Source organism: Thermomonas sp. (genome assembly GCF_029945965.1).
GTDB lineage: Bacteria > Pseudomonadota > Gammaproteobacteria > Xanthomonadales > Xanthomonadaceae > Thermomonas.
This window is the reverse complement of record NZ_JAQSDO010000020.1, coordinates 358,560-373,211: the sequence shown is the minus strand read 5'-3', so window position 1 is coordinate 373,211 and position 14,652 is coordinate 358,560. Positions and strand designations below refer to the sequence as shown.

At 63.5% G+C, this 14,652-nt stretch carries 14 protein-coding genes and 1 pseudogene; 2 read left to right on the top strand and 13 right to left on the bottom strand.

What is annotated here, in order from left to right; genetic code table 11:
- Positions 1–32: 32 nt before the first annotated feature.
- From tolR to PSV05_RS14395, 10 genes and pseudogenes are all read right to left on the bottom strand, one after another.
- Positions 33–491 carry a protein TolR gene (gene tolR / locus PSV05_RS14440; protein WP_300066647.1) on the bottom strand — a complete coding sequence of 153 codons (459 nt, stop codon included), beginning with the start codon at positions 489–491 and terminating at the stop codon, positions 33–35.
- A gap of 7 nt (positions 492–498) precedes the next feature.
- Positions 499–1,287 carry a protein TolQ gene (tolQ, locus tag PSV05_RS14435; RefSeq protein ID WP_300066645.1) on the bottom strand — a complete coding sequence of 263 codons (789 nt, stop codon included), beginning with the start codon at positions 1,285–1,287 and terminating at the stop codon, positions 499–501.
- Positions 1,288–1,289: 2 nt separating this feature from the next.
- The gene (ybgC, locus tag PSV05_RS14430) at positions 1,290–1,706 is read right to left on the bottom strand and encodes a tol-pal system-associated acyl-CoA thioesterase (RefSeq protein ID WP_300066643.1); all 417 of its coding nucleotides are present in this window, start codon (positions 1,704–1,706) and stop codon (positions 1,290–1,292) included.
- 117 nt (positions 1,707–1,823) lie between these two features.
- Complete coding sequence (gene ruvB, locus PSV05_RS14425; RefSeq protein ID WP_300066640.1) at positions 1,824–2,873, bottom strand: Holliday junction branch migration DNA helicase RuvB; 1,050 nt, start codon at positions 2,871–2,873, stop codon at positions 1,824–1,826.
- Positions 2,874–2,954: 81 nt separating this feature from the next.
- Positions 2,955–4,799 (bottom strand): annotated as a pseudogene (locus tag PSV05_RS14420) (potassium transporter Kup); the annotation flags it as partial.
- An 88-nt stretch (positions 4,800–4,887) separates the two neighbouring features.
- The gene (ruvA, locus tag PSV05_RS14415) at positions 4,888–5,475 is read right to left on the bottom strand and encodes a Holliday junction branch migration protein RuvA (protein WP_300066634.1); all 588 of its coding nucleotides are present in this window, start codon (positions 5,473–5,475) and stop codon (positions 4,888–4,890) included.
- A 10-nt stretch (positions 5,476–5,485) separates the two neighbouring features.
- Positions 5,486–6,022, bottom strand: coding sequence for a crossover junction endodeoxyribonuclease RuvC (gene ruvC / locus PSV05_RS14410; protein WP_300066632.1), 537 nt, complete (start codon positions 6,020–6,022; stop codon positions 5,486–5,488).
- Positions 6,023–6,048: 26 nt separating this feature from the next.
- Positions 6,049–6,780, bottom strand: a complete 732-nt coding sequence (locus PSV05_RS14405) for a YebC/PmpR family DNA-binding transcriptional regulator (protein ID WP_300066629.1) — start codon at positions 6,778–6,780, stop codon at positions 6,049–6,051.
- A 35-nt stretch (positions 6,781–6,815) separates the two neighbouring features.
- A complete protein-coding gene (locus PSV05_RS14400; protein ID WP_300066627.1) occupies positions 6,816–7,454 on the bottom strand; it encodes an alpha/beta hydrolase in 639 nt (212 codons plus the stop codon).
- Positions 7,455–7,530: 76 nt separating this feature from the next.
- The gene (locus PSV05_RS14395; RefSeq protein WP_300066623.1) at positions 7,531–8,055 is read right to left on the bottom strand and encodes a GNAT family N-acetyltransferase; all 525 of its coding nucleotides are present in this window, start codon (positions 8,053–8,055) and stop codon (positions 7,531–7,533) included.
- Between the two features lie 246 nt (positions 8,056–8,301).
- Here PSV05_RS14395 and PSV05_RS14390 point away from each other — a divergent pair, with 246 nt between their 5' ends.
- Entirely contained in the window at positions 8,302–8,631 is a 330-nt protein-coding gene (locus PSV05_RS14390; protein ID WP_300066620.1) for a hypothetical protein, read from the top strand.
- Between the two features lie 97 nt (positions 8,632–8,728).
- Here the strand turns inward: PSV05_RS14390 and aspS are convergent, their stop codons facing one another.
- From aspS to PSV05_RS14375, 3 genes are all read right to left on the bottom strand, one after another.
- Positions 8,729–10,501, bottom strand: coding sequence for an aspartate--tRNA ligase (gene aspS / locus PSV05_RS14385; protein WP_300066617.1), 1,773 nt, complete (start codon positions 10,499–10,501; stop codon positions 8,729–8,731).
- Between the two features lie 87 nt (positions 10,502–10,588).
- Positions 10,589–10,927: a zinc ribbon domain-containing protein gene (locus tag PSV05_RS14380; RefSeq protein ID WP_300066614.1), complete on the bottom strand. Its 339-nt coding sequence runs from the start codon at positions 10,925–10,927 to the stop codon at positions 10,589–10,591.
- A 107-nt stretch (positions 10,928–11,034) separates the two neighbouring features.
- A complete protein-coding gene (locus tag PSV05_RS14375) occupies positions 11,035–12,891 on the bottom strand; it encodes an ATP-binding cassette domain-containing protein (protein ID WP_300066611.1) in 1,857 nt (618 codons plus the stop codon).
- 97 nt (positions 12,892–12,988) lie between these two features.
- Between PSV05_RS14375 and ybaL the strand changes: the two genes are divergently transcribed.
- Entirely contained in the window at positions 12,989–14,641 is a 1,653-nt protein-coding gene (gene ybaL, locus PSV05_RS14370; protein WP_300066608.1) for a YbaL family putative K(+) efflux transporter, read from the top strand.
- Positions 14,642–14,652 lie beyond the last annotated feature (11 nt).

Here is a 14,652-nt window from a genome sequence, read left to right as displayed (position 1 = left end):
AGCCTGCATGCGCTGCCTTCATGCCCGCCATGTCACTTGCGCTTGGCGTCCGTGGGATGGACAGGATCGCCCATCAGGCCGGCGCGGCTGACCTTGGCCCTGGTCTGCAACAAGGACAGCACCTCGTACACGGTCTGGTAATTCACGCTGCGGTCGCCAGCGACGTACACCGGCAACTTCGGATCGGACGCCATGAACGCGCTGACCTTGGCGACCAATTCATCCTTGCTGACCACTTGCGGCCGATCCATGCCTTCATAGGTCAGCGACAACGTGCCATCGCTGGCAACCTGCACCACGATGGGCTTCTGCTTGCTCTGCTCCAGCGGCTTGGCATCGGATTGCGGCAGGTTCACGTCCACGCCGACATTGAGCAGCGGCGCGGTGACCATGAAGATGATCAGCAATACCAGCATCACGTCGATGTAGGGCACGACGTTGATGTCGGCCTTGAGTTTCTTCCTGCGGTGGCGGCGGCTGCTCAGTGCCATGGCGCCCTCAATCGTCCGTGTGCGCTTGGCGCTGCAGGATCGAGGAGAACTCCTCGCTGAATGTTTCGTAACGCACTGCCATGCGCTCGGCGCGGGTGGCGAAGCGGTTGTACGCCCACACCGCCGGGATCGCCGCGAACAGGCCCATCGCCGTTGCAATCAGCGCCTCGGAGATGCCGGGCGCGACCGTGGCAATGGTCGCTTCCTTGACGTTGGCCAGGCCCTGGAACGAAATCATGATGCCCCACACGGTGCCGAACAGGCCCACGTAGGGACTGATCGAACCGACGCTGGCCAGGAACTCCAGGTTGTGTTCCAGCCCATCGAGTTCCCGCGAAGTCGAAGCCCGCATCGCGCGCTGCGCGCCCTCCAGTTGCATGCGCGCGTCCACGCCACGGCGCTGGCGGATGCGATTGAACTCGCGCATGCCGCCTTCGAAGATCGCCTCCAGGCCTTCGAGTTGACGGTTGCGCTCGCTGGCGCCGGCGTAGAGCTTGGTCAGTTCTGCGCCGGACCAGAATTGTTCCTCGAAGCGGTCAGCCTCGCGCTCGGCGCGGTCGAGGATGCGCTTCTTGCGGAAAATAATCAGCCACGAAGCCAGCGACGCGAACAGCAGCAGCACCATCACCAGCTGTACTGGCAGGCTGGCATGCAGGATCAGCTGGACCATGTCGAAGCCGCCGTTGGCATGCGCGGCTGCGGTCTGGGAGCCACTGTCTGCCAGTTCCACTGCGCTGGCGGCGGCATTTTCGGGCAATGCCTGTGGCAGCGATTGCAGCATGGTCGACACGGGCATTCTCAAACTCTCCCCACAAGTGATTTCAATTCGGAATTCAATGGTTCCGGGATTGGACGCGGGCGGAAGCTCGATGCTTGCAGCGCCGCGATGCGCACCTTGGCCTCGATCAGCAGTCCATCGCCAAGGTAAATTTGCTGGGCCATGGTGAAGCTGGCCCCGCGGCATTCAAGCAGGCTCACGCTGACTTGCAGCTGATCGTCCAGCCGGGCCGGGGCACGGAAGTCGATCTGCATCGCCCGCACCACGAACACCAGGTCGTCGCGGCTGCGCATCGTTTCCTGGTCGAAACCACGTGTGCGCATCCATTCGCTGCGGGCGCGTTCAAGGAAGGCGAGGTAGCGTGCGTGGTACACCACGCCGCCTGCGTCGGTGTCTTCCCAGTAGACCCGGACGGGCCAGGAAAAGTGCTCAGCCATGGGAAACAAGGCTAGGGCTGATTTCGCAGTAAGTGAACGAGTTGTTCCCGGAAAAGGGGTCAGAGTGAAGTTTTCTGACGAAGATTCCGGATGGAGAAAAGATGCTCGGCAGAAAATTCACTCTGACCCCTTTTCCTCTCGTTCCGCCTCAACCATCCCACTGGTATTGGCCTTTGGCTTGAAGCCCAGGTGCCGATACGCACGCGCGGTGGCCATTCGTCCACGGGCGCTGCGCACCAGGTAGCCCTGCTGGATCAGGTAGGGCTCGATCACGTCCTCAATCGTGCCGCGTTCCTCGCTCAACGCCGCGGCCAGCGATTCCACGCCGACCGGGCCGCCATCGAACGCATCGATGATGATCGCCAGCATGCGCCGGTCGAGTTCGTCGAAGCCTTCGGGATCGACTTTCAGCATGTCCATCGCCGCGCGCGCAGTGCCGGCATCGATCGTGCCATCGCCCTTGACCTGTGCGTAATCGCGCACTCGTCGCAGCAGGCGGTTTGCAATCCGCGGAGTGCCCCGCGCACGCCGCGCAATCTCTCCGGCCCCTTCCGCTGCGCAGCTGATGCCGAGGATCTGCGCGGAACGGCGCACGATCCGGGTCAGGTCCTCGATCGAATAAAACTCCAGCCTTTGGGTAATCCCGAAGCGGTCGCGCAGCGGCGCGGTGAGCAGACCAGCCCGCGTGGTTGCACCGATCAAGGTGAATGGCGGCAGGTCGAGCTTGATCGAACGCGCGGCCGGCCCCTCGCCGATCATGATGTCGATCTGGTAGTCCTCCATCGCCGGGTACAGCACCTCTTCCACGATCGGGGACAGGCGATGGATCTCGTCGATGAACAGCACATCGAATGGCTGCAGGTTGGTCAACAGCGCGGCGAGGTCACCGGCCCGTTCGATCACCGGCCCCGACGTCACCCGCAGGTTGACCCCAAGCTCATTGGCGATCACATGACTGAGCGTGGTCTTGCCCAGGCCAGGCGGACCGAAGATCAGCACATGATCGAGCGCTTCGCCGCGACCCTTGGCAGCCTGGATATAGAGGTCCATCTGCTCGCGCACTGGTTGTTGGCCGAGATATTCGTCCAGACGGCGCGGGCGGATGCTGGCTTCCACGGCGTCGTCGTCGCGGGTGGCGGCGGGGGCGATGATGCGGTCGTCGGTCATCCAGTGATTATCGCTGATGCGAAGCTGGCGGATGCAAGGCTCGCTGATGTGAGCCCCGTCATCCGGGAAGCTGTCCCGGCCTCAAATTTCCACCGTCGAACCCAGTTCCACCAGCCGGTTGCCCGGAATGCGGAAAAAGCTGGTTGCCGGCGCGGCGTTGCGATGCATGATCGCGAACAGTTTGTCGCGCCAGGCCGGCATGTTCCGGTGCGGGGTGGCGATGATGGTCTCGCGACTGGCGAAATAAGTCGTGTCCATCGGGTCGAAATAGATGCCGCCGGCATCACAGCTGCGCATCAGCGCCAGCGGCACGTCGGGCGTTTCCATGAAACCGTAGCGAATCACCACGCGGTAAAATGCATCGCCAATACTTGTAATCTCCAGCCGTTGTTTGGCGGCCGCATACGGCACGTTCAGCGTGACCACTGTGAGGAATACGTTGCGCTCATGCAGCACCTTGTTGTGCTTGAGGTTGTGCAGCAACGCGTGCGGCACCACACCCTTGTCTGCGGTCAGGAACACCGCAGTTCCGGGAACGCGAACCGGCGGCGCCAGCATCAACCCGGGCAGGAAGCTGTCCAGCTGGATGCCTTCCTTGCGAACTTCATCGTGCAGCAGTTCGCGACCACGGCGCCACGTGCGCAGCAGGGTGAACACCAGCAGGCCGAGCACGATCGGAAACCACGCGCCATGGAAGAACTTGGCGCCATTGGCGATCACGAAGCCCAGATCGACGATGAAGAACACCACGCACAGCGGCAGTACCCACTTGCGCCATCCCGGCCATAGCGTCCACGCAACCAGCGCCAGCAGCAAGGTGTCGATGAGCATGGTGCCTGATACCGAAATGCCATATGCGGTGGCCAGCGCGGTGGAGCTGCGGAAGATCAGCACCACTGCCAGCACCAGCACCATCAGCAGCCAGTTGATGTACGGCACATAGATCTGGCCGATGGTGTCACTGGAGGTGTGCTTGATCTGCATGCGCGGGATGTAGCCCAGCTGCATTGCCTGGCGCGCAACCGAATAGGCTCCGGTAATCACTGCCTGGGACGCGATCACCGCGGCCATGGTCGCCAGCACGACCATCGGGACCAGCGCCCATTCGGGCACTGCCTCGAAGAACGGGTTGTTTATTGCCGACGGATGCTCCAGCACCAGCGCGCCCTGACCCAGGTAGTTGAGCATCAGGCTGGGCAACACCACCGCCATCCAGCCGATGCGGATGGGATTCGGCCCGAAGTGACCCATGTCCGCATACAGCGCCTCGCCGCCAGTCACCGCCAGCACCACTGCGCCCAGAATGAACAGTGAATGCCAGCCGTGGGTCATGAAGAACTTGACGCCCCACCACGGATTGAACGCCTTGAGCACTTCGGGGGCGTCGAGCACGTGGTACACGCCGATCGCCGCGATCGAGATGAACCACACCAGGGTAATCGGGCCGAACACCTTGCCGACTTTTTGCGTGCCATAGCGCTGGGCCATGAACACCACGATCAGGATTGCGACCGTGATCGGCACGATCCACGCACGCATGTGAGGGGCGGCGACCCCCATGCCTTCGACCGCGCTCAGCACCGACATGGCCGGCGTAATCACGCCATCGCCGAAGAACAACGATGCACCGAAGATGCCAAGCAGTCCGACGATATACGCCGATCGACCGCCCTTTGGCAGGGTCCGCTGGGCCAGCGCCATCAGCGCCATGATCCCGCCCTCGCCCTCGTTGTCGGCGCGCATGATGATGGTCACGTACTTGATCGTGACCACGATCATCAGCGCCCAGAACACCAGCGACAGGATGCCGAGGATGGTGTCGTGATTGCCCACCAGGCCGAAATGCGGCGAGAACGCTTCCTTCAACGTGTACAGCGGGCTAGTGCCGATGTCGCCGAACACCACGCCGATCGCGCCCAGCACCATCGTGCGCAAGCCGGACTTGCCGTTGCCTTGCGCGTCGTGCGTACTATTGGATTGAGGTTTTGACATTGCGCAGAGGTCCCCTGTGGACTCAGCGGAGGGCGGACTGTAGCGCTTTGCGGATGATGGTGGCGGCATCGTCGCCATCGGCGAAGGCCTTGCGTGCCATGCGTTCGGCTTCGGCAGGTTTGTAGCCCAGCGTCTGCAGCGCGCTGATTGATTCGGACAACGGATCACCCGGGACTCCAGATGCACCCGGCAAGCCGCCGCTGCTGAAATCCGCGGCGCGATCGCGCAATTCCACTACCATGCGCTCGGCGGTTTTCTTGCCGATGCCGGGGATCCGGGTCAATGCGGTGACGTCGCTGGTCTGCACCAGTCGCGCGAATTCGTCCACCGACGTGCCCGACAGCACCGCCAACGCGATCTTCGCGCCGATCCCGCTGACCTTCTGCACGTCTCGGAACAGGCGGCGCTCGCCCTCGCGCAAGAAGCCGTACAGCGACACGCTGTCTTCCTTTTGCGCGTAGTGGGTGAACAGTGCGATCTCGCGGCCGACCTCAGGCAAATCGTAGAACGTGCTCATCGGCGCTTCAAGTTCGTAACCGACGCCGTGCACATCAATGACCAGCCACGGCGGCTGCTTGTGAACCAACAAACCCTTCAATCGTCCGATCATCGCGCTCTCCTCATCGCGTGCCCCTGCCCTTGCGTCCCCATGCGGTGCGCGCGGCAACACCTAGGCGGTTGGCGCTCGCGCGGACATGCGCATGCGTGATGGCAACCGCCAGCGCATCAGCCGCATCCGCCTGCAACTTGCCTTGTAAACCCAGCATGATCCCGACCATGTGTTGTACCTGGGTCTTGTCGGCGCCGCCGGTGCCAACCAGGCCCAATTTGATTTCCTTGGCCGCGTATTCGCTGACCGGCAGGTCGCGCGCCACGCAGGCGGCGATCGCCGCGCCACGCGCCTGGCCGAGCTTGAGCGCGGACATCGCGTTGTTGGACAGGAACACCTGTTCCACCGCGACTTCGTCCGGCTTGTACTGCTCGATCAGCGCCCACAGCCCGTCCAGCAATACGCGCAGGCGCAACGGGAAAGACTCGGCACCCAGCAGATTGATCGGCTGGTGGTGCACATGCACGACCTTGCCGTCAGCGCCGACATCAATGATGCCCACGCCGGTCCGCTGCGAACCGGGGTCAATGCCGAGGATGCGGGTCACGATGACAGTTGGCGATGATGGCGCACTCAGGCGCCGGCGCCGTCTCCGAGTTCGGCGTTGCTGTGGACTGACTGCACGTCGTCCATGTCTTCCAGCCACGCCAGCAGCTTGTGGACTTGTTCTGCGGTATCGCCGTCCACCGCGATATCGTTGTCGGCGCGCAGGGTGATCTCGGCGATGTCCGGCGTCAAACCAGCAGTCAGCATCGCCGCCTTGACCGCTTCGAATGCATCTGGCGCGGTCAGCACGTCGATGGCGCCATCTTCCGGATACACGACCACATCGTCGGCGCCGGCTTCGATTGCCGCCTCGGTGATCGCGTCCTCATCCGCACCAGGCGCGAAGCTGAGCACGCCCAGCTTGTTGAACATGAAGGCGACGGAGCCTTCGGTGCCCATGTTGCCGCCGAACTTGACGAAGGCATGACGGACGTCTGCCACGGTACGCACGCGGTTGTCGGTCAGGCAATCAACAATGACCGCGACGCCGCCGGGGGCATAGCCCTCGTAGCGAATTTCCTCGTACTCGATTCCCTCAAGCTCGCCAGTGGCTTTCTTGATCGCGCGCTCGATCACTTCCCTGGTCATGTTGACCGAAAGGCCCTTGTCGATTGCGCCACGCAGGCGCGGGTTGCCAGCGGGATCGCCACCACCAGCGCGCGCAGCCACTGAGATCTCGCGGATCACTTTGGTGAAGATCTTGCCGCGCTTGGCGTCCACCGCGTTCTTGCGGCCTTCGATGGATGGACCACGTCCCATGCGTATCAGTCAGCTTGTTACAGGAAAGGCGCGGATTATACGGCCCCTGCCTCGACGGCGTGCTCGAATCGGCCTTCACGCAGGAATTCCGTGGTCCTGTGCGCCGCCGCATCGGAAAACAACAAGCCGGTATGGCTGGCATGCACCACCACATGGTCGGTGAGGCCGGGCACCCGCGTTTCGGGGATGGCCACGGTGCCGTCATGCTCACAGGCGAAGTGCGCGACCACACCGCCGAGGCCGCGCGGCACACAACCAGCGACCGCCCCGACCTGCAGGCCGGCCGGGATTTGGCCGATGCCTGCCGCCAGCAGCGCCCGGTTGTGGCCAACCAGGGTGGCGCCTGCAGGAATTTTCGACACGATGCTGGCCGCGGCCTGGCTGCCGGCAAGAGGCGAGCCCAGGCAGACGATGCGACCGATGTTTTCAACCCCCACCTGCTCGGCAGCCCGCAGGCTGAGCAAGCCGCCCAGACTGTGCGCCACGACATGCGAACCTGGATGTTCCTGCAACGCACCTGCAAGCCGCGCGATGATCTCATCGGTGTCCTGCAGCAGGCTGTAATAACCGAACAACTCGGTATCGAATCCCTGCCCGCGCAGCCGGTTGGCCAGCCACAGCATGCTGAAGCTGCGCATCCACAGCCCATGCACCAGCAGGACGCGATTGCTCATTTCTGAGTTGAAAAGGGGTCAGAGTGAAATTTCCTGACCAGGAATCTCGCAAAGGTCATGCATGGTCGGCAGGTTGTCACTCTGACCCCTTTTCCGCGGGCTTGCGCCGGTACATGAATTCGCGGTCGCGCTGCTTACCGACGATGAACGCGTATTCGCCAGCGTGTTCGAACCCGTGACGCCCGTAGAAGCGTTGCGCACCGTAGTTTTCCGACCACACGCTGATCCACAACGTGCGCGGGCCATCACGTTCCAGCCAATCCAGCGCGACCTGCAGCAGGGCCACGCCAACGCCACCGTTCTGCGCCGAGCGCAAGAGATACAGGCGTTTGAGTTCGCCATCGCCGGGTTGCACTTCAGCATGCGGAAGTCCGCACGGCCCCGCTTGCGCATAACCGACCGCCACGCCATCGCGCACGGCCAGCCACAACGCGTAATCCGGGTTCGCCAGCGCCCGCGCGTACGCGGCAACCGAATGACTGTCTTCGATGAAGGCCTGCAAATCTTCCGGCGTGTACAGATGGCCGAAGGCGTCGATGAAAGTCACCCGGCCGAGTTCGGCCAGCGTGGATGCGTCATCGGCGATGGCGCGGCGGATCAAAGTTGCGCGCCCAACGGAGCGGTGAGGGTCCTGCGTGTTCGAGTGCACTGCAAATGTTCTCCTGGCCCGATGGTCGCCGCAGCTCGAGGCAAACCGGGCACGTCCAATCCAATCCCGCTGGAATCATTAACGAAAATTAATGTGCAGGCCACTTGCTCGACGGGTCCGGCATCGCAACCTGTGCCCGTTGGCAGGCGCCACCCGCGCAGGTGCAACATCACCGAAATTCCTTGAGGAGCAATTACCATGACTACTCGACATCTACTCACTGCGGCCCTGATCGCCGCCGCCAGCATCGGCGGCATCGCTTCTGGTCAAACCTCGGCGCAAGCCACCGCGCCAGCCAAGACCACCGCTGTTACCCACGCCACCACCAACCATGCCGAGGCGGCTTCCATGGAGGCCAGCAAGGCCGCAACCGAAAGCCGGAGCGCCGCCAGCACTTCAGGCAAGATGGCTGCCAAGCATCATCGCAGGTCCGCCAAGCATCACCGCGCAGCTGCCAAGCACCATCGGATGGCCGCAGAAAAGCAGGAGCAGGCCGCTGCTAAATCCGACAAGACGGAAGGCAAGTAAGTAGCCCCGCGGCGAGATTACAGGAACAGGCCGCCAGACCGGCGGCCTGTTCCTCCTTTCGCTCAGCTTGGCGGCACAGGCCTGTTCGCCGCCACCGCTAGACCGCAGGCGCTTTCCCAGGCCGCACCGACACATGCACCTCGGCTAGCTGCTTGTCCGGCACCTCGCTCGGCGCGCCAGTCATCAGGCACTGCGCGGTGGTGGTCTTGGGGAAGGCGATCACGTCGCGGATCGATTCGGTGCCGGCCATCAGCGCGGCGATGCGATCTATGCCGAAGGCGATGCCGCCGTGCGGCGGTGCGCCGTACTTGAGCGCGTCCAGCAGGAAGCCGAACTTGCCTTGCGCTTCCTCCGCGCCGATGCCCAGCAACTCAAACACCGCTGATTGCATTGCCGAGTTGTGGATACGGATCGAACCACCACCAATTTCATTGCCGTTGAGCACCATGTCGTAGCCGCGTGATACAGCGGTCTTCGCATTCACGCGAAGGTCGTCGATCGAATCCACCGCGGGCGCAGTGAAAGGGTGATGCAGGGCGACGTAACGATCCTCTCCTTCATCCCATTCGAACATCGGGAAGTCGGTCACCCACAGCGGCGCCCAGCGATCGGCGACCAGGCCAAGGTCCTTGCCCAGCTTCAGGCGCAGCGCGCCCATGAAGTCGCTAACGCTCTTGTAGGTGCCGGCGCCGAAAAACGCGATGTCGCCATTCTGCAAACCGCAGGCTGCGACGAGTGCCTTGAACGCGTCTTCGCTGAAGAACTTCGCGATCGGCGAATTCACCGTGCCGTCCTCGCCCAGCTTGATGTAAGCAAGGCCCTTGGCGCCGTACTTTGCGGCATGCGCGGCATAGTCGTCGACTTGCTTGCGCGAGAATGTCGCACCGCCGGGTGCGCGCAAGGCGACCACGCGGCCGTCGTCATGGCTGGCCCAATCGGTGAACACCTTGAACTCGCTGTCCTTCACCAGTGCGGCCACATCGACCAGCTCCATGTCGATGCGCAAATCGGGTTTATCCGAACCGAACCGGCGCATCGCCTCGGCATAGCTGAGACGGAGGAAGTCGCCGAGTTCAACGTCGATTACCTGGCGGAAAACTTCGCGAATCATCGCCTCGGTGGTGTCCTGCACGTCGCGCTCGGACACCCATGCAAACTCCATGTCGAGCTGGGTGAATTCCAGTTGGCGGTCCGCGCGCAGGGCTTCATCGCGGAAGCAGCGCGCGATCTGGTAGTAGCGGTCGAAGCCGGCAATCATCAGGATCTGCTTGAACAGCTGCGGGCTCTGCGGCAGCGCGTAGAACTCGCCCGGGTGCATGCGCGCCGGCACCAGGAAATCACGCGCACCTTCCGGCGTGGCCTTGGTCAGGATCGGGGTTTCAATGTCCTGGAAATCACGTGCATCCAGCCATGCACGCAGTGCAGCGACGAGCTTGGTGCGGGTGCGCATCTTGCGCTGCATTTCCGGCGTGCGCAGGTCCAGGTATCGGTATTTCAGGCGTACTTCTTCGCCCGCGTTTTCATGGGCATGGAACGGCAGCGGCTCCGCCTTGTTCAGCACCTCAATCTTGGTTGCAACCACTTCGACCTGGCCAGTCTTGATCTTGGCGTTCACGCTCTGGCGCGCGCGCACGGTTCCGGTGATGCGCAGGCAGTCCTCGTAACCAATCTTGGCCGCAGTCGCGATCACCTCGGCATTGCCATCGACATCGGCAGCCGGCTCAGCGACGACCTGGACGATGCCCTCATGGTCGCGCAGGTCGATGAAGCACAGGCCGCCCATGTTGCGGGCGACATCGGCCCAACCACAGAGGTTGACGGTCTGGCCGATCAACGCATCGTCGATCAGGCCGCAGAAATGGGTACGCATGCATAGCTCCGGGGAATCAATTCCGGACGGGCCGGATAGCCGACCATTTTAGCCTGTCACTGAACCACGGCGGTTGCGGGCGCCGTTTCAGCCTGCGGCAGGCTTGGCCGGTGTCGTCACCGCGGCGGGGGCTGCTTTGGCCGGCTCAGGTGTGGTCTTCACCGGCGCAGCATCCGCCTTGGCCTGCGTGGCCTGTTTGACACCATCGCCTGCATCGCCCGCCAGGTTGCGCTTCTTGTCGCCGTCCTTCTTGAAGTCGGTCTCATACCAGCCACCGCCGGCCAGGCGGAACTGCGGGGCGGTCAGCTGACGACGAACCGCCGGTTTGCCGCAGACAGGGCACTCGGTCGGGTCTGCATCGGACAGTTTTTGCAGGCGATCAAAGGCGTGGCCGCAGGCATCACAAGCAAAAGCGTAGATCGGCATGGGCTGGGCGCTTGTCGGGAAAGGGATATGCACTGAATTCTGCGGGCATCGAGGGCCATTTCAACCCCGCGATGTTTCCGCGATTGGTGGTTTGCAGCTGGAATCGATCACGCATCCTCGTAAATCGCCAGCAGGTCAGCTTCCGCGGTTTCCAGGCGGGATTGCAGCACCGCCTGCTCGCGACCGAGTTCCGCCACTCTGGCGGTGTCGGCATAGACCTTCGGGTCAGCCAGTTGCGCGACCAGCGCTGCCAACTTGGCTTCCAGCTCCACGACCTGGGCTTCGGCCTTCTGCAGCTTGTGCGGGTTGCCTTTGGCTTTCTTCGTAACCACAGCAGGTGCTTCAACCGCCGGCTGCGCCTTCGGTGCCGGCGTCTTCGGGTTGTCGCTGCCCGGCCGCGAACGCAGCCACGCGGCGTATTCGTCCAAGTCGCCATCAAACGGTTCGACCTTGCCGCCAGCCACGCGCCAGTATTCGTCACAGACCAGGCCAATCAGGTGGCGATCATGGCTGACCATCACGATCGCGCCATCGAAGTCGCTCAGTGCCTCAGCCAGCGCTTCACGCATATCGAGGTCGAGATGGTTGGTCGGTTCGTCGAGCAGCAGCATGTTCGGGCGTCGATACGCGATCAACGCCAGTGCCAGCCGCGCTTTCTCGCCGCCACTGAACGTATCGATGACCTCGAATGCGCGCTCGCCGGGGAAGTTCCAGCGCCCCAGGAAGTCGCGCAGCTCCTGGTTGGGGGCATCAGGTGCCAGCTCGCGCAGATGGTCCAGCGGGGTGGTGCCGAACACCAGCGATTCCACCGTGTGCTGGGCGAAGTAGCCGATGCGCAGGTCCGGATGCGCCTTGCGCTCACCGTCCAGTGGTTCCAACTCGCCGACCAGGGTCTTCACCAGGGTCGACTTGCCGGCGCCGTTCGGGCCGAGCAGACCAACGCGATCGCCGGCTTCCAGCCCGAAGTTGACGTTGTGCAAAATCACCGCGTCTTCGCCGTAACCCGCCTCCACGTGATGCAGCGACAGCAGCGAGTTCGGCAGCTTCAGCGGTTCCGGCAGCGTGATGTGCAGCGAACGCTCGGCGCGCACGGCTTCGGTGCCGGCGAGCTTGGCCAGCCGCTTCATGCGTGACTGCGCCTGCTTGGCCTTGCTGGCCTTGGCCTTGAAGCGGTCGATGAAGGACTGCAGGTGCGCGCGCTCGGCCTGTTCCTTCACGTGAGTAATCTGCTGCAGGCGCAGGTGCTCGGCGCGCTGACGCTCGAAATCAGTGTAATTGCCGATGTACAACTTCGCCTTGCCTTCGTGCAGATGCAGGATATGCGTGGTGACGTTGTCGAGGAATTCGCGATCATGGCTGATCACCAGCAACGTACCGCTGTAACGCTTGAGCCATTCCTCCATCCACACCACCGCATCGAGGTCCAGGTGGTTGGTAGGCTCGTCGAGCAGCAGCAGGTCGCTGGGCGTCATCAGCGCGCGCGCCACGTTCAGCCGCACCCGCCAGCCGCCGGAGAAATCCGAGACAGGCTTTTCGTGGGTGTCGGCGGAAAAGCCCAGGCCATGCAGCAGGCGGCCGGCACGGGCGCTGCCATCGTAGCCATTGAGCTCCTCCAGCAGGTGGTGGGCCTCGGCGACCGCTTCCCAGTCCTCGGCGGCGAAGGCATTGGCCTCGGCCTGCACCGCTGCGTGCACGGCCGCATCGCCGGACAGCACGAAGTCGATCGCCGGGTCCGGCAGATGCGGGGTTTCCTGGGCGACCGAGGCCACCCGCGCCTTGCTTGGCAGGTCGAGGTCACCCTTGTCGGCTTCGACCTCACCCATCAAGGCGGCGAACAGGCTGGTCTTGCCGGCGCCATTGCGGCCGATCACGCCCACCCGCCAGCCTGCGTGCAGGGTCAGGTCGACATCGGACAGCAGCAGGCGTTCGCCGCGGCGCAGGGCGAAATTGCGAAAGGAAATCATCCGGGCATTGTAAGCGGCAGGGACGTGCTCATGCCCCTTTGACTCCGCGTTTGCAGGACAGGTGCGAAGATGGGGACTGCTTTCCGCCTGAGTCCGCATGCCGCACCACACCTCACTGATCACCCTGCTGTGCTTGGGCTTCGTGCTGGCGTTCCTGTTCGGCATGCTGGCGCAAAGGCTGCGACTCTCACCACTGGCTGGCTACCTGCTGGCTGGCGTCGTGGCCGGTCCGTTCACGCCGGGCTTCGTCGGCGACCAGACGCTGGCGCCGCAATTGGCCGAAATTGGCGTGATCCTGCTGATGTTCGGGGTGGGCCTGCATTTCTCGCTGAAGGACCTGATGCAGGTGCGCCGGGTGGTGGTCCCGGGCGCGCTGGCACGAATCGTGTTGATGACGGCGCTGGGCTTCGGCGTCGGCCGGTTTTTCGGTTGGGACGATGGCACCGGGATTGTCTTTGGCTTGTCGCTGTCCGTGGCCAGTACCGTGGTCTTGCTGCGCACGCTGGAAGATCACCAATTGCTGGATTCGCGGCTGGGACAGGTGACGATCGGCTGGGTGGTGGTCGAAGACCTCGCGATGGTGCTGGCACTGGTGCTGCTGCCGCCATTGGCCGACAGCCTGCATGGCGAACAGGCCACGCCGCTGTTGCCGGTGATCCTCAAGACCGTACTCAAGATCGGATTGTTCATCGCCTTCATGCTGGTCGTGGGTCGGCGCGTGATCCCCTGGATCCTGGAGCGCGTCGCCGGGACCGGTTCGCGGGAACTGTTCACCCTGTGCGTGCTGGCGGTGGCGATGGGCGTGGCATTCGGCGCCGCGGCGATGTTCGGCGTCTCGTTCGCGCTGGGCGCGTTCTTCGCCGGCATGCTGCTCAATGAATCGGAGTTCTCGCACAAGGCGGCCAACGACTCGCTGCCATTGCGCGATGCGTTCGCGGTGCTGTTCTTCGTTTCGGTCGGGATGCTGTTCGACCCGATGATCCTGGTCCAGCATCCGATTCAGGTCCTGCTGACCTTCGGCTTGATCGTCGCGGTGAAATGGCTGGTGACCTGGGCCAGCCTGCGCCTGCTGGGCGAACGCCCGGGCGATGCGACTCTTGCCGCGTCCGCACTGGCGCAGATCGGCGAGTTCTCGTTCATCGTGATCGGGCTGGCGGTGTCGCTGAAGATGATGCAACCCGAGGTGCGCGACCTGGTGCTGGCCGGCGCGCTGCTGTCGATCATTGCCAATCCATTCCTGGTGACGCCACTGGTGGGTCGGGTCAAGCGCCGCAGGCAACTGGCCGGCGCCAATACGCCCGGCCCGATGTCGGAGCTGGTCAACCACACCATCGTGATCGGTTATGGCCGCGTGGGCCGCGACCTGTTGCGCCTGCTGCGCGATCGTGGCGTGCCAGTTGCGCTGATCGAGGAAGACATGGACCGTGTGATCCAGGCACGCGGCGAAGGCATCCCGGCGGTGCGCGGCAATGCGGTGCTGCCGCAGGTGCTGGCAGGCGCGCGACCCGAAGCCGCACGGCTAGCGATCCTGGCGATCCCGCGAGCACTGGAAGGTGGCGAAGTCATCGCCCAGCTGCGCAAGCTCAACCCCGAGATCACCGTGCTGGCGCGCGCGCACAGCGAAGCTGAGGTCAAACACTTGCTGGCCCATGGCGCCGATGCCGCGGTGCTGGCCGAGCGCGAACTGGCCCATTCGCTCACCGACATGGTGATGTCCACCCCGCCTTACCGGCCGGCGCGCACTACGTGATAACGGGCCAA

Bases quoted from the DNA above. Each gene is read 5' to 3' on its own strand.
- tolR (WP_300066647.1), bottom strand. From the start codon at position 491: ATGGCACTGAGCAGCCGCCGCCACCGCAGGAAGAAACTCAAGGCCGAC.
- tolQ (WP_300066645.1), bottom strand. From the start codon at position 1,287: ATGCCCGTGTCGACCATGCTGCAATCGCTGCCACAGGCATTGCCCGAA.
- ybgC (WP_300066643.1), bottom strand. From the start codon at position 1,706: ATGGCTGAGCACTTTTCCTGGCCCGTCCGGGTCTACTGGGAAGACACC.
- ruvB (WP_300066640.1), bottom strand. From the start codon at position 2,873: ATGACCGACGACCGCATCATCGCCCCCGCCGCCACCCGCGACGACGAC.
- ruvA (WP_300066634.1), bottom strand. From the start codon at position 5,475: ATGATCGGACGATTGAAGGGTTTGTTGGTTCACAAGCAGCCGCCGTGG.
- PSV05_RS14405 (WP_300066629.1), bottom strand. From the start codon at position 6,780: ATGGGACGTGGTCCATCCATCGAAGGCCGCAAGAACGCGGTGGACGCC.
- PSV05_RS14400 (WP_300066627.1), bottom strand. From the start codon at position 7,454: ATGAGCAATCGCGTCCTGCTGGTGCATGGGCTGTGGATGCGCAGCTTC.
- PSV05_RS14390 (WP_300066620.1), top strand. From the start codon at position 8,302: ATGACTACTCGACATCTACTCACTGCGGCCCTGATCGCCGCCGCCAGC.
- aspS (WP_300066617.1), bottom strand. From the start codon at position 10,501: ATGCGTACCCATTTCTGCGGCCTGATCGACGATGCGTTGATCGGCCAG.
- PSV05_RS14380 (WP_300066614.1), bottom strand. From the start codon at position 10,927: ATGCCGATCTACGCTTTTGCTTGTGATGCCTGCGGCCACGCCTTTGAT.
- PSV05_RS14375 (WP_300066611.1), bottom strand. From the start codon at position 12,891: ATGATTTCCTTTCGCAATTTCGCCCTGCGCCGCGGCGAACGCCTGCTG.
- ybaL (WP_300066608.1), top strand. From the start codon at position 12,989: ATGCCGCACCACACCTCACTGATCACCCTGCTGTGCTTGGGCTTCGTG.